Below are 13,018 nucleotides of genomic sequence, written 5' to 3'. Positions count from 1 at the left end.
TGTCGTCTTTGGGGGCGTCGTCGATCACACGGTTATGCTGTCCGGAGCCCCCGGGCAAATAACCGAACCCCGCGCTCCCCCGCGCTCGCCACGATCGCTATCCCGCGCTTTTCGAGGATCGCTCCCAAGCTCCGCGTTGATGAACGGCACGTCGAAGCCGGGCGCGTTGTAGCCGCACAGGATCGGCTCCTCCCCGTCGGGCGCATGCAGGAGGAACTCCACGAAGCGCGGTCCGACCGCCGCGAAGCTCTCGGCGTCGGCCACGTCCGCGTCGGTGATGCCGTGGATCGCCGTGACGTCGGGCGGGATCGGCACGCCCGGGTTGACGAGCGACGACCGCCGCGGCCCGACGAGCTCGCCCCTCCGAAGGAACACCCCGCCGATCTGGACGATGCGGTCCTCGATCGGATCGAGCCCCGTGGTCTCGGTGTCGAACGAGAAGATCGTCCGCTCAAGGAGGCCGGCGCCTCTGTCGCTCCCGCCGCTCACCTCTTCGTCTTCCTCGCCGGCTTCAGGGACAGGTACTCCCCGATCCACTGCCCGAGCGCCTTCGGCGTCGGCTTGGCCTCTAGTTGCGATGCCGGGCAGCCACGCCGGTGCAGACGGATCGTCGGCACGTACTCGATGTCCTGCTTGTCGGCGAGCTTCTCGGCGTCGTCGATGTTCACCTTGACCAGGGCCACCTTCCCCTTCGCCGCTGCGACCGCCTTCTCCACGGCCCGACCGGCCGGTCCGCAGGCGCCTCACCACGGCGCATAGAAGTAGACCATCACCGGCACGTCGCTGTCGGTGACGTGCTTCTTGAACTGCGCGGTCGTTTTCACTTCGATGAGCTCCATGGCGGGGCCTCCTGTATCCTCGGATATTACCTCTCTCGGAGAGTAGCCGCCCAGTAGGACAGCCTGTGACCTAGTTGCCTAACGCCCTCTTGCTGGGCACTCCCTGGGGAAGTACTGTGTTGGTCATGGACTGGAGCCTCTTCGACAAGCTCACCGATCTGGCGCGCTTTGATCTGCTACGTGTGTGCAACGAACGCCAGGTCCTGCTCAATCGGTGGAACGCACTGCTCGCGGATCTCGGTGGGGATCCGAGCGCGCGGGACTGGTCGAGGTTCCGACCGCTGCGCCTCTCCCGCGAAGAAGATTGGTCCGACTGGCTCGCCTACCTGATCGAAACCTCGAGGGGCGGAAGGCTCGCCTGTCTGCTGCTAGGCGACGCCTTCGGAGAAGACGCGGAACTCGGCGCGTGCACCGTGTCCCGAGAGGAGAGGACCAAGGATGGGGAGCGTCGGGGCGACCTGATCGTCGAGTGGGAGAGCGGCGCGCACGCCCACGTCGAGGTGAAAATCGGTGACAAGGGTTTCCGCAAGGTTTTCGAAGCCGGGCGCAAGCTGCACGAGCGGCACCCAGCAGCCACGGTCTGGAAGAACTTCATGCTCCTTCCGGCCGAGGACCTGGACGAGTGGAAAGACGTGAAAAAGCACGAGATCGACGAGGAAGACGAGGGATTGCACGACACGGTGGAAGAACTCACCTGGGACGACGTAGCGGTGGCGCTCAGGAAAGCGCTTGCTGCAAAAGAGGAAGACGTTATCTGGAGGGCATGGGCATACGCCTTCACGGGCGCCGTGGAGCAGCGACTCCTCGGGCACTTGGCGACGACGCGGAATACGAGCGAAGTTCCAACCAAACAGCTCCGGCACCTGAACCGGCTGGCGAGACAGACTGAGCTCCTGAAGAAAGGTCTCGAAAATGTCGAATGAAGAAGACGTTTTCTTGCAGGACGGGATCCTGCGCTACACCGAAGCGGTGCAAGTCCTCCAGCGTTTTACTGAGATCGTCGAGAAACGGCTCGAAAAGATCGTGGCCGCGAAACGTGACTGGACCTCCTTCGTTATAGACAAGGGCAAGAAAGCAATCGGGGTTGGTCATGGCGGCGGGATCAAGGGGGATCTGACCATCCTGGCGATTGTCAACGGCAAGACCCCGCAGGGCGACAAGGCGCAGATCCACACGGGTCTGCTCTGGCGCGATGAGGGGACGCTCGTCTTCGCAAGGCTCCGCAAGCCCAAGCACCTGACCGGTTTCGATCCGCACCCCAATTCTCAGCGCGTGAAGTTCTTCAAGATCAAGGAGAGGAAGACTTTCATCTACATTGTCCTCGACGACATCGCGAAGCTCGAGGCCGATCTGAACCTAGTACTCGACGAGCTGCAGCGGCACATCGAAAAGGCGTGAGGCGGCCACCCGAGGCGCCCCAGCGCGACCACCTGGCTTTGCTTCGTTTCACTCAAGACGTTGCTCATCAGGGCGGAGAGCCACCGCTCGCCGCTCGGGTCAACGTCCCGGCTTCCTCACTGGCCGCTTTTCAGGTGTCGATCACTTGCTGCTTTTGGGTGTCGCCGGGGGGAGGTGGCTCGACGGACATGTCCCCGGTCGACAGTTGAAAAGCGGCCAGTGAAAGACAGGTCAAAAGCGGCCAGTCGGGCCGGGACCTGATCTGGGATCGATCTACTTCTTCTTCTCCTCGTGTTTCAAGCCCGCATGTTTGGTTCGCCAGCTTTTAGGGCCGCAGCGCAGGACGTGTCCGTGGTGGAGGAGGCGGTCGAGCATGGCGGAGACGGCGGCGGTGTCGCCGAGGAGCTTGACCGCCAGCGGCGACACCGAGATCTTCGTGCTCAGGTTCGACCGGACCGGATACTGACAATCGTATAGTCTGGAGTCCGTCGAAGGAGTAGCTCGCTCGCGACCGTGATCGAGGTTCCCTATCGACCGCCGCGCGGCTTCTCCACGGCCTCGAACCCCGGCAGGAACGGCGCGACGTCGATCGGCCCCTTGCCCGGCTTGTCCACGAGAGCGCGGAGCTCGACGAGCTGGGGCGCGTCCGTCCCGAGGTGGCGGGCGAGGTCGAGCGCCTTCCTCGCGTCGTCGCGATCCCCCCGACGCGCGAAGTACACCGCGTCGAGGTAGTGGCTCCACACGAGCATCCGCCACGTCTCGTGCTCCTGCCAGCCGGTGCCGAGCAGGTCGTAGAACCTCTGCCACGCGCCGAAGTGCGCCGTCGCCGCGTCGGAGACGTCCGCGACGCCGAGCGGCTCCGGGAACGCCCTGTACGTCGTGCCGTCCGGCAGGAGGTTGCGGAACGCCGCCGCCTCGACCCAGGGGCTCGGCTCCACGCGCAGCGGCCTCGAGTACGCGAGCTCCGACACGGCCTCCTCGGTGACCACCCCCTTGACGATCATGGAGTGGGCGAGCCGTTTCAGGCCGGGGTGCTCGGCGAGCGCCGCGCGCAGGTAGCCGGGGTAGCCGAACAGCTGCGGGTTCACGATCGCGAGATCGGCGCGCGAGCCGTCGATCCAGCGCGCCGCCCAAAGGACGAAGAACGGCTTGTAGTAGCTCACGAGCACCGTGGCGCCCGGCTTGGCCCCGGCGAGCGCGAGATCGTGGTAGAGGCGGGTCGCGCGGAACCCCGAGAGATCGACCGCGGGCCTCGACTCCCTGCCGTGCAGGACCGGGAGCGAGAGCGTCGACGCGGTCAGGAGCGCGGCGACGATCCCGCCGCGGGGCAGGGCGCGCGCGAGGACGTCGATCCCGACCGCGGCGAGGACGCCGGCCGCGACGGCGATCGCGGCAACCGCGGGCTGCATGTAGCCGTAGTAGTCCGGGTTGAACGGATCGAACGCCATCACGGAGCGCAGGAGGAGCGTCACGGTCCCGAGCGTCGCGAGCATCGTTCCGGCGAGGGCGGTCTCACGCCGCCGGAGCAGGAGGTAGAGGCCCGCGAGCGCCGACACGACGAGCACCGGCCCGAGCTCCTGCATCATCGAGAACAGCGCGTCGAGCGAGCGCGCGTCGAGACCGCCGAGCTCCTGTGCGGCCATGGACTTCTGGTAGACCTTCGCGGACACGACCCACGCGAGCTCGCCCGGCGTCACCGCGCCGCCGAGCGACACCGGGGCGCCGACGATCGACCGGATCGGGACGAAGAGGTACGGCAGCAGCCCGAGCGCCGCGCAGCCGGCGAGCTTCGCCGAGAGCCCGAGCGCGCCAGCGCCGCCGCGCGTCCGCGCGAGCGCGACGAGCCGCGGGATCGCCGCGGGGATCGCGGCGAGCATGATGAAGTGGTGGTTCGCGAGCCCGAGCCCGCACACGAACGCCCCGGCCTTGAGCGCGCCGTCGCCCTGCGGCTCGCGGTTCAGGGCGTGGCGCGCGAAGAGGTAGAACGCGGTGAGGACGAGCGACGTTTCGAGGGAGTAGACCTCGGCGCGCACGGACTGGAACCACCACCCCGGTGCGACGGACGCGGTGAGCGCGGTCGCGACGGAGACGACCGCCTGCGACGGGCGGGGGAGCCTCGGCGCGGCGTACGCGACGAAGAGCAGCGCGATCTCGAAGAGCGCGAGCGACGCGAGCGCGCCGAAGACCGCCGACGCGAGCGAGACGCGCAAGGCGATCGAGCCGATCGGGAGCAGCGTGAACGGCTTCGCGAGCATGACGTAGAGCGGGTGCCCCGGCGGGTGGGGGACGCCCAGGGTCATGGCCGCGGCCGTGAACTCCGGGGAGTCGAGCCAGTAGGGCTCGGGCGACGCGGCGATGACGCCGAGCGCGAGCGGGATCGCGAACGCGGCGGCGCGGGCCGCCCGCACGGAGAGCCCCTCGTGGAGCGCGTTCATCTGGCCCAGTCGCGGCAGCTCTCGCCGCTGTCGGCGGGGCAGCGGATGCGGACGTGGAAGTGGTCCCAGTGGGACTTGGCCCCGGGCTGCCGCAGCGCCCGCCGGGCGCGGGCGACGAGCATCGGAGCCGCGCCCGAGGCGTCGGCGTGGAGGAGCAGGATCCGCTTCAGGTGCTCGGAGACGAAGATCCACTGGACCTCGGCGCGCTTCGAGGACAGCAGCGCGGCGACGAGCGCCCAGTTGCGCGCCGCGTCGAAGCGGAAGGCCATCGGCGGATCGACGGAGAAGCCGTTGCGATCGAACGCGACGAAGTCGGCCGGGACCGCAGGGGCGCCCGTGGCATCGCGCATGTAGAAGGCGAAGTCCACGTCGCGCCCGCTCTGGTGGGAGCCGTGGTGCTCGAGCGTGCCGCCGCGCCGTTGCGACAGATCCGCGACCGCGAGCAGAGCCCCGCGGTCCTTGCGCCGGACGGACGCCGCCGCCTCCTCCACGAGCCGCACGAGCTCATCGGTGCCAAAGCGCGCCCTGCGCGCGAGCGTCTTCTGCATGACCTGGAAGCCGGCCCCGCGCTTCGGGAGCACCGCGCCGCCCGCGAGCGAGCCGTCCATCGGCGCGCCTATCGACGCGGAGCGGGGAGGGGCGGGCTCGGCCGGCGGATCCGCGCTCGAGATCCGGGCCGCGGCGCAGGCGACGAGGCCCGCCGCCAGGGCGACGCGCGGTAGGACGCGGTCCGTGCGAAGCTTTGGGGTCACGTCGAGGACGTTATCAAGAACCGCGCCCCCGCCCCAAGTTCTCGGCCGGCCGCCCCGCCGTCGGGCGGGCAGCAGGGAGGCCGAGCTTGGCGCGCGTCGCGTTCTCCCCTAGTATGGCGGCCTGTGGAGGGATGACCCGATGACCGAGAGCCGCATCCGCGTGCTGGACCGCATCGTCGCCGATCAGATCGCGGCCGGGGAGGTCGTCGAGCGGCCGGCGTCCGTCGTCAAGGAGCTCGTCGAGAACAGCCTCGACGCCGGGGCGACGCGCGTCCAGGTCGAGATCGACGCGGGCGGGATCGGGCGGATCCTGGTGCGCGACAACGGCCGCGGGCTCGGACCCGACGAGGCGCAGCTCGCATTCGCGCGCCACGCCACGAGCAAGCTCGTCGCGATAGAGGATCTGGAGCGCGTCGCGACGTTCGGCTTCCGCGGCGAGGCGCTGCCGTCGATCGCGTCGGTCGCGCGCGTGTCGCTCAGGACGCGGCGGCGCGAGGATCTCGCCGGCCTGCACCTCGAGCTCGTCGCCGGCGACGTCGTCGGCCGCCGCGAGACCGGCTGCCCGGTCGGGTCGGAGCTCGAGGTGACCGACCTGTTCTTCAACACGCCGGCGCGGCTCAAGTTCCTGAAGCGCGAGTCGACCGAGGCCGGGCACTGCGCGGAGGCGCTCGTCCGGCTGGCGCTCGTCCGCCCGGACGTGTCGTTCGCCCTCGTGTCGTCCGGCAGGCGGGTGCGGGAGCTCTCCCGCGCAGAGAAGAGCGAGGAGCGGGTCGCGGAGCTCTTTCCCGACGAGCCGCTCGCGGTCGCGCGGGGCGCGGAGGGCGGGGTCGAGGTGCTCGCGGTGCTCGGGCCGCCGCACCGGGCGCGCGCCGGCGCGGGCTCGCTCTACACCTACGTGAACGGGCGGTTCGTCCGCGATCGGGCGATGCTCAAGGCGGTCGCGCAGGGGTTCGGCGGGACGCTCGCGCGGGGCTCCTACCCCGCGGGGATGGTCGCGATCGGGCTGCCTCCGGGCGGCGTCGACGTGAACGTCCACCCGCAGAAGACCGAGGTCCGGTTCGCGGATCCGGGCGCCGTGTACCGCGCCGTGTCCCGGGTCGTCGCCGAGCTCGCGGGCCGCGCGGTGTGGGCGCGCGGTGTGGGCTCGGCCCCGCCCGCTGTCGAGGCCGGAGGCAGGATCGCGGAGACCCCGGCGACCTACGAGGGCCCGCGGCCGGATCGGCTCGTGCCGACGCCCCGCTTCGACGGGCATCCGGCGAGGCCCATGTCCCGCGGCCCCGCCGCGCGGGAGCCCGAGCGGCTGCCGTTCGCGGGCGCGTCGTCCCGCGCCGCGGATCGCGCGTTCTTCTCGATGCGCTATGTTGGCCAGGCGCGCGGCACGTATCTGATCTTCGAAGACGATCGCGATCTCGTCGTCATCGACCAGCACGCGGCGCACGAGCGGATCACGTTCGAGCGGCTGCGCGCCGAGCTCGCGAAGGGGAGGCTCGCGTCGCAGCGGCTCCTCACGCCGCACCACGTGGATCTCGGGCCGGCCGAGGCGGAGCGGATCGCCGTCCTCGAGGCGCCGCTCGCGCGGCTCGGGCTCGAGATCTCGCGCAGCGGGCCGGACCGGATCGCGATCCGCGCCGTGCCCGCGGCCGCCGGCTCCGCGTCGCCGGACCGGCTGCTCGCCGAGCTCGTGCTCGCGCTCGAGTCCGGGCGGGAGGACTCGGGCGGCGCGACCGACGACAAGGCGCTCGCGACCGTCGCGTGCCACGGCTCGATCCGGGCGGGCCGGGCGGTGAGCGAGGAGGAGGCGCGCGCGCTGCTCGCGCAGATGGACGGCGTCGACCTCGCGGGGCACTGCCCGCACGGGCGCCCGGTCGTCGCCCGCATCCCGTGGGCCGAGATCGACAGGCGCGTCGGCCGGGGGTGAGATGACCGCCGCGCCTCCACTCACCTCGGGGATCCCCGTCCTCGCGATCGGCGGGCCGACCTGCACGGGCAAGACCGAGCTCGCGCTCGCCGTGGCCCGCGCCGTGGACGGGGAGCTCGTCGGCGCGGACTCGATGCAGGTGTACCGTGGCATGGATATCGGCACGGCCACTCCGCGCCCGGAGGAGCTCGGCGGCGTCGCGCACCACATGCTGGGCGTCGTCGCGCCGGACCAGCCGTATGACGCGGCGGCGTTCGCCAGGGACGCGGATCGCGCCATCGCCGACATCGCCGCGCGGGGGAAGCGCGTCATCGTCGTCGGCGGCACCGGGCTGTATCTGCGAGTCCTCCTCCGGGGGCTTCAGGGCGCCCCCGGCCCGGAACCCGGGATCCGCGCCGAGATCATGGACCGCGCCGGGCGCGACGGCTGGCCCGCGCTCCACGCCGAGCTCGGGAAGCTCGATCCAGCAACGGCGCGGCGGCTCCACCCCAACGACGGCGTGCGGATCCTCCGCGCGCTCGAGGTGGTGCGGCAGTCCGGCGTGCCGATGAGCGAATGGCAGGCGCGGCACGGCTTCTCGGACCGGCGTTACCCGTTCGCGCTCCTCGGCGTGGACCGCGACAAGGACGAGCTCGCGCGCCGCATCGACGCCCGGGTGGACGGGATGCTCGCAGCCGGGTTCCTCGAGGAGGTGCGGGCGCTGCTCGGGGCGGGCTACGGCCCGACGCTCAAGCCGATGCAGGGGCTCGGGTACAAGCGGCTGTGCGAGCACCTCGCGGGGGAGGTCACCCTCGAGGAGGCCCGGGACAAGATCCAGGCGGACACGCGGCGCCTCGCCAAGCGGCAAAGGACGTGGTTTCGCGGCGAGCCCGACCTCCTTTGGCTCCCCCCGGACCCCGGGGAGATTATCGGGGCCGCGCGGGTATTCTTCGCCGAGCATTGAAGCGGCCGAATATCGGTGCTAGGGTTTTGCGCCCGCATTCGCGATGGAGGTTTCGCCGATGGCCGAGCCGAAGAAGCGCAACTCGAACCGCCTGCACGAGCGGATGGTCCGCAACGACGACATCTTCTGCAGCCTGCTGTTCGATAGCGCCCATCGCACCTTGCGCGTCGTCGACTTCCGCGGGGGCAACTTCCAGACCAAGCACAACTACCTCGAGCGCGTGCTCGCCGCGGACAGCATCCGGAAGGTCTTCACCCTGATCGAGCGCGACGACATGACCGGCTGGCAGCGCGTCGGTTACCTGCGCGAGGGCACGATCCCGGGCTACTACAAGCGTTCCGACGCCTACATCATGAGCCGGATCTACGACGAGGACTGGACGGGGGTGCCGGAGTCCGACGAGGTCCCGGAGCGGAAGAACCTGTTCAACGACATCCGCGCCCTCGCCAAGGAGATGAGCGAGGCCCCGGCCAGCGGGCTGCGCGCCGAGCACATCGCCGAGGAGGAGACGCTCGAACTGCTCAAGCTCGAGCGCGACCGGCTGATCCACGCGGCGAGGGGCAAGAACAAGGTGAAGGGGAAGGGCAAGGCCGCCATGGCGGCCGTGGCGCACATTCCCCCGGCGGTCGACGAGCTGCCGCTGTTCCGGCAGTTCAGCCGCGAGATCGAGTACCACTACTTCGTCTGCCAGAACCGGCGCACGAAGCAGCTCAACATGTTCGGCGCCGAGTACCAGGACTGCTTCGGGAACGCGAAGGTCGACGTCTACTTCCCGCCAATCGCCAAGCCGGACTGGGGCATCGCCCGGCACGGCCTCCTGAGCTTCATCGACTGGCTGCTCGGCATCGGCGCGGTCACGATCTTCTCGATCGTGCGCGTCGACGACCTGCCGCTGAACGCGCTCTTCGCCTCGGCGGGGTTCAGGAACACCGGATACATGAACCGCCAGGTCGTCGCGGATTCGGGACCGGTCGACCAGATCCTCTGGACCAAGAAGCTCACCTGATCATGGCGCGCTCGGCCCGGCACGCGTCCGAGATCCTCGGCGCGGCTCTGGCACGCGCGCCGCGGGAGATCGCCCTCGTCGAGCGGAAGGCGCGCAGGCTGCTCGTCTCGGCGGGCGCGTTCGACAGGTTCGTGCCGGAGCGGCTGCTCCTCGAGGCGCTCTCGCTTCACCTCGAGAGCGCGGGCCTCGAGCGGGAGCCGGTCGTGCTGTTCCTGGACTTCGCGGGCGGCGGAGACGGCGCGCGGGCCGCGGCCTCGATCATCGCCCTGCTCGGCACCCAGGGGCTCGGCGGCACGTTCGTCCACGCCGCGGGCTCAACGCCGCCGCGGGGGCTCGGCGCGCTCGTCCGCACCTCGCTCGTGAGCGCCGGCGCCGGGGCGGGCATCCTCGTCGACGTCGTGGCGCACGATCACCCGCTCGGCGCGGTCGAGATCCCGGGCGCGCAGCTCGCCGCGCTCGCCGCCGAGTGCGCGCTGGTCGTCTCCTATGCTCCCGGCGGCGTCGGCGCGTTGCTCGGGCAGCGGGCCGAAGGCCTTCTCGGGCTGTCGCACGTCGGGGTCGTCACGTTCCCCGATCCGGAGTCGTTCGTCGCGGATCTCGGCGCGCTCGGCCGGGCGATCGACGACGAGCCCGGGATGGACGGCGCGCTGTTCCGCGTCGAGGTCGAGGCGGGCGACGCAGGGGGGACCCCCGGGTTCGTCGAGCTCGGCCGCTGCACCCTGGGCCCGCCGGACGGCGACGCCGGGGAGCGCCTCTGGCAGCTCGTCGACAACGCGAAGCGCTGGCGGTACCGGATCGTCGTCGAGCCCACCGCGGCCGGCCGGCCGGTCGCCGCGCCGCTCGTCTGCCCGTGCCGACGCGTGCTCGAGCGGGGGTCGCTTCCCGGGATGAGCGTCTCGCGGATCGTGCCCTCCGGGAGCCGGCTCGTCGCCGTGGGGCGAGGGCGCGCCACGCTCGCCTAGCAGGCGTGGACGCGGCCGCCGTTTTGTGGGTACAACTCGTTATCCGGATCCGGATTAGGTCCACGGAGGTGAGCACCATGAGTCAGCGCATATCGATGTGTATTCTGTCCGCGGCGTCGGCGGCGTGCCTCGCGCTCGCCGTCGTCGCGTGCGGCGACGACGACGCGCAGCCGGTCGCGCCCGCGGCGCAGGGGGCAGCGGCGCCGGCGGCCGCTGCGGCGGCACAGCCCGCCGCGGGGAAGGCGCCCGATCCGGCGGCGGTTCCCGCCGGCGAGGATCCCGAGAAGGAGTGCCGGACGCTGGGCTACTGCGAGCGCAAGTGCGAGTCCGAGTGCGCCGCGGAGGAGCGCGACAGGACCGCGTTCTACAACGCGAAGCGCGCGCGCGTCGGCGAGTCCCCCTTCGAGGTGAAGGTCGAGCGCGTCTTCTTCACCGGCGCGTGCCACCGCGGCGACGTCCCGGAGAAGCGCAAGGCGACCTCCGGCATCAAGGCGGTCGTCGAGGGCGTGCTGACGTACAACGGCGGCGACATCATCTACAGCGCCGACCTCCAGGGCACCGCGTTCCTCCGCTTCGGCCCGACGCGCTACGCCGAGGTCCCCGCGATGAGCCGCGAGTACGCCTCGAGCTGGTACGGCCGCACGAGCAACTACTCGCGCGTGACCCGGGCCGTGCACGGCTCGGATCCGTGGTTCAAGGGCGAGAGCCGGCCGTTCCACTGGGAGTCGACCGCGTTCAGCGAGGCGTTCTGCGAGGTGACCCCCGACGAGGCGAGCGCCTACATCGAGCTGAAGGCGTTCGGAGTCCGCGGCGGCCGCGCGGACGTCCCGATCGCGGTCGTGCCGCTGCGCCCCGAGGAGGTCGTCGGCATGGCGCTGCGCCAGCAGGTCAAGATCCGCACGCCGAAGAAGGGCGGCGGGTTCGACGACGAGACGGCGGACGCCCACTACTCGAAGCTCGATAGGATGCTCGTGACTCGGCTCACCGGCAAGACCGAGTGGCTCAAGCGCACGTCCATCGTCCAGACCGGGCTGTTCGACAAGGGGCCGGCCGCGGCGTTCCCGATCGAGGGGTCGAGCTCGGCGTGGAAGGTGACCGTGACCGGCGTCAGCGGCGCCAAGGAGTTCGGCGGCTACGCGCCCAAGGGCGAGGACCAGTTCCTGCTGCTCGTGGATCTGTCGGTGGCGAACACCGGCGCCGACGCGGGCCCGCCCAAGAAGCTCTCACCGCGCCTCGAGGTCGAGCCGGGCAAGTGGCAGAGCCCGGTGGGCAAGGCGGTCGGCCAGCTCGATCTCGGCGGCGAGGTCGCGGGCGGCGGCAGCGCGTCCGGCAAGCTCGTGTTCCCGCGCCAGAGGTTCGAGCGGCCGTTCCGCCTCGAGGTGAAGACGCCGGATGGGGCCACGCTCTACCTCGACGTCCTAAGCTACGATCTGGGCCCGGAGAGAGGCTGACATTCGTCATTCCGACCCCGCCCGAAACCGGGCAACGTCGTCCCGTCGCATCTTAGCGAGAGGAGAGAACCGTGCTGAGCTATGATCTCACCGAAGAGCAGAAGATACTGCGCAACACCGTGCGCGAGTTCGCCGAGAACGAGATCGCGCCCAAGGCCCGCGAGCTCGACGAGAAGGAGCAGTTCTCGGTCGAGATCACGAAGCAGATGGGCGAGCTCGGCCTGTTCGGCATGTTCGTCTCCGAGGACTACGGCGGCTCGGACATGGGCTACGTCGCGTACATCATCGCGGTCGAGGAGATCGCCCGCGTCGACGGCTCGCACGCGGCGACCGTGGCGGCCGGGAACTCCCTCGGGATCGGGCCGATCAACTACTTCGGGAGCGAAGAGCAGAAGCGCGAGCTCCTGCCCCAGCTCTGCTCGGGACAGTTCCTCGCGGGGTTCGGCCTCACGGAGCCCGACGCGGGCTCGGACGCCGCCGGCTCGAAGACCACCGGCGCGCTCCAGGCCGACGGCTCGTGGGTGCTCAACGGCTCCAAGATCTTCATCACGAACGCCGCGAACCCTTTGAGCCTCGTGACCACGGTCCAGGCGATCACGGACAAGAAGGACGACAGGAAGGAGCACACCTGCTTCCTCGTCCGCAACGGCACGCCGGGCTACGCGGTCAAGGAGATGCACGGGAAGCTCATGTGGCGCGCCTCCAACACCGCCGAGCTGTACTTCGACGACGTGAAGCTCCGCGCGGAGGACGTGCTCGGCAAGCGCGGCCAGGGCTTCCACCAGATGATGAAGACGCTCGACGGCGGTCGCCTGTCGATCGCGGCGATGGGGCTCGGCGGCGCGCAGGGCGCGTTCGAGAAGGCGCTTTCGTACTCCAAGGAGCGCAAGCAGTTCGGCAAGGCGATCTGCAAGAACCAGGCGATCGCGTTCAAGCTCGCCGACATGGCGATGCAGATCGAGGCCGCGCGCAACATGCTCTACAAGGCGTGCTGGCTGCGCGAGCAGGGGCAGCCGTTCCAACAGCCCGCGGCGATGAGCAAGCTGTACTGCTCCGAGGTGTTCAAGTTCGTCGCGACCGAGGCGGTGCAGATCCACGGCGGCTACGGCCTCATGAAGGAGTACGACGTCGAGCGGTTCTTCCGCGATCAGAAGCTGCTCGAGATCGGCGAGGGCACGAGCGAGGTCCAGCGCATCGTCATCGCCCGCTACCTCGGCTGCTGAGGGCGATCCGCATCGACGCCTGTCTCCACAGGTGCGAACCGCAGGATGGTGACATGGGGACGAGCCGACGTCGGAGCCGGGCGACGGAGCG

12 protein-coding genes and 1 pseudogene are annotated in these 13,018 nt (G+C 70.2%); 8 read left to right on the top strand and 5 right to left on the bottom strand.

Features of this window, described 5'->3' with window-relative positions; genetic code table 11:
* Positions 1-24: 24 nt before the first annotated feature.
* Together M0R80_21955 and M0R80_21950 are read right to left on the bottom strand one after the other, a co-directional pair.
* Complete coding sequence (locus M0R80_21955; protein ID MCK9462298.1) at positions 25-489, bottom strand: 3'-5' exonuclease; 465 nt, start codon at positions 487-489, stop codon at positions 25-27.
* Complete coding sequence (locus tag M0R80_21950; GenBank protein MCK9462297.1) at positions 486-716, bottom strand: thioredoxin domain-containing protein; 231 nt, start codon at positions 714-716, stop codon at positions 486-488. Before M0R80_21950 ends, M0R80_21955 begins: the two co-directional genes overlap by 4 nt.
* Positions 717-964: 248 nt before the next feature.
* On the opposite strand from M0R80_21950, the gene M0R80_21945 reads away from it, so the two are divergent.
* Positions 965-1,762 (top strand): hypothetical protein, encoded by a 798-nt coding sequence (locus tag M0R80_21945; protein ID MCK9462296.1) that lies wholly within the window; start codon positions 965-967, stop codon positions 1,760-1,762.
* Complete coding sequence (locus M0R80_21940; GenBank protein MCK9462295.1) at positions 1,752-2,237, top strand: hypothetical protein; 486 nt, start codon at positions 1,752-1,754, stop codon at positions 2,235-2,237. Before M0R80_21945 ends, M0R80_21940 begins: the two co-directional genes overlap by 11 nt.
* Positions 2,238-2,510: 273 nt before the next feature.
* Here M0R80_21940 and M0R80_21935 read toward each other — a convergent pair.
* The 3 genes and pseudogenes from M0R80_21935 to M0R80_21925 all read right to left on the bottom strand — a co-directional run bounded on the left by M0R80_21935 (position 2,511) and on the right by M0R80_21925 (position 5,424).
* Positions 2,511-2,645 (bottom strand): annotated as a pseudogene (locus tag M0R80_21935) (ATP-binding protein).
* A 119-nt stretch (positions 2,646-2,764) separates the two neighbouring features.
* Positions 2,765-4,672: a DUF2723 domain-containing protein gene (locus M0R80_21930; protein MCK9462294.1), complete on the bottom strand. Its 1,908-nt coding sequence runs from the start codon at positions 4,670-4,672 to the stop codon at positions 2,765-2,767.
* The gene (locus M0R80_21925) at positions 4,669-5,424 is read right to left on the bottom strand and encodes a penicillin-insensitive murein endopeptidase (protein MCK9462293.1); all 756 of its coding nucleotides are present in this window, start codon (positions 5,422-5,424) and stop codon (positions 4,669-4,671) included. The genes M0R80_21930 and M0R80_21925 overlap by 4 nt, the downstream gene beginning before the upstream one ends.
* A 139-nt stretch (positions 5,425-5,563) precedes the next feature.
* Between M0R80_21925 and mutL the strand changes: the two genes are divergently transcribed.
* The 6 genes from mutL (at position 5,564) to M0R80_21895 (ending at position 12,927) form a co-directional block, all read left to right on the top strand.
* The gene (gene mutL, locus M0R80_21920) at positions 5,564-7,342 is read left to right on the top strand and encodes a DNA mismatch repair endonuclease MutL (protein ID MCK9462292.1); all 1,779 of its coding nucleotides are present in this window, start codon (positions 5,564-5,566) and stop codon (positions 7,340-7,342) included.
* Position 7,343: 1 nt separating this feature from the next.
* On the top strand, positions 7,344-8,285 hold the full coding sequence (gene miaA / locus M0R80_21915; GenBank protein MCK9462291.1) for a tRNA (adenosine(37)-N6)-dimethylallyltransferase MiaA: 942 nt from the start codon (positions 7,344-7,346) through the stop codon (positions 8,283-8,285).
* A gap of 58 nt (positions 8,286-8,343) precedes the next feature.
* Entirely contained in the window at positions 8,344-9,291 is a 948-nt protein-coding gene (locus M0R80_21910; protein MCK9462290.1) for a hypothetical protein, read from the top strand.
* Between the two features lie 2 nt (positions 9,292-9,293).
* Positions 9,294-10,253: a hypothetical protein gene (locus M0R80_21905; GenBank protein ID MCK9462289.1), complete on the top strand. Its 960-nt coding sequence runs from the start codon at positions 9,294-9,296 to the stop codon at positions 10,251-10,253.
* Positions 10,254-10,330: 77 nt separating this feature from the next.
* Positions 10,331-11,704, top strand: coding sequence for a DUF4352 domain-containing protein (locus M0R80_21900; GenBank protein ID MCK9462288.1), 1,374 nt, complete (start codon positions 10,331-10,333; stop codon positions 11,702-11,704).
* 74 nt (positions 11,705-11,778) lie between these two features.
* On the top strand, positions 11,779-12,927 hold the full coding sequence (locus tag M0R80_21895; GenBank protein MCK9462287.1) for an acyl-CoA dehydrogenase family protein: 1,149 nt from the start codon (positions 11,779-11,781) through the stop codon (positions 12,925-12,927).
* Positions 12,928-13,018 lie beyond the last annotated feature (91 nt).

This window comes from Pseudomonadota bacterium, assembly GCA_023229365.1.
GTDB lineage: Bacteria > Myxococcota_A > Polyangia > JAAYKL01 > JAAYKL01 > JALNZK01.
Note: the sequence above shows the minus strand (reverse complement) of the source record. Positions and strands in the feature narration are given on the sequence as shown.

Excerpts from the sequence above, each read along its gene's own strand:
- M0R80_21945 (MCK9462296.1), top strand. The coding sequence starts at position 965 with ATGGACTGGAGCCTCTTCGACAAGCTCACCGATCTGGCGCGCTTTGAT.
- M0R80_21940 (MCK9462295.1), top strand. The coding sequence starts at position 1,752 with ATGTCGAATGAAGAAGACGTTTTCTTGCAGGACGGGATCCTGCGCTAC.
- M0R80_21930 (MCK9462294.1), bottom strand. The coding sequence starts at position 4,672 with ATGAACGCGCTCCACGAGGGGCTCTCCGTGCGGGCGGCCCGCGCCGCC.
- mutL (MCK9462292.1), top strand. The coding sequence starts at position 5,564 with ATGACCGAGAGCCGCATCCGCGTGCTGGACCGCATCGTCGCCGATCAG.
- miaA (MCK9462291.1), top strand. The coding sequence starts at position 7,344 with ATGACCGCCGCGCCTCCACTCACCTCGGGGATCCCCGTCCTCGCGATC.
- M0R80_21910 (MCK9462290.1), top strand. The coding sequence starts at position 8,344 with ATGGCCGAGCCGAAGAAGCGCAACTCGAACCGCCTGCACGAGCGGATG.
- M0R80_21905 (MCK9462289.1), top strand. The coding sequence starts at position 9,294 with ATGGCGCGCTCGGCCCGGCACGCGTCCGAGATCCTCGGCGCGGCTCTG.
- M0R80_21900 (MCK9462288.1), top strand. The coding sequence starts at position 10,331 with ATGAGTCAGCGCATATCGATGTGTATTCTGTCCGCGGCGTCGGCGGCG.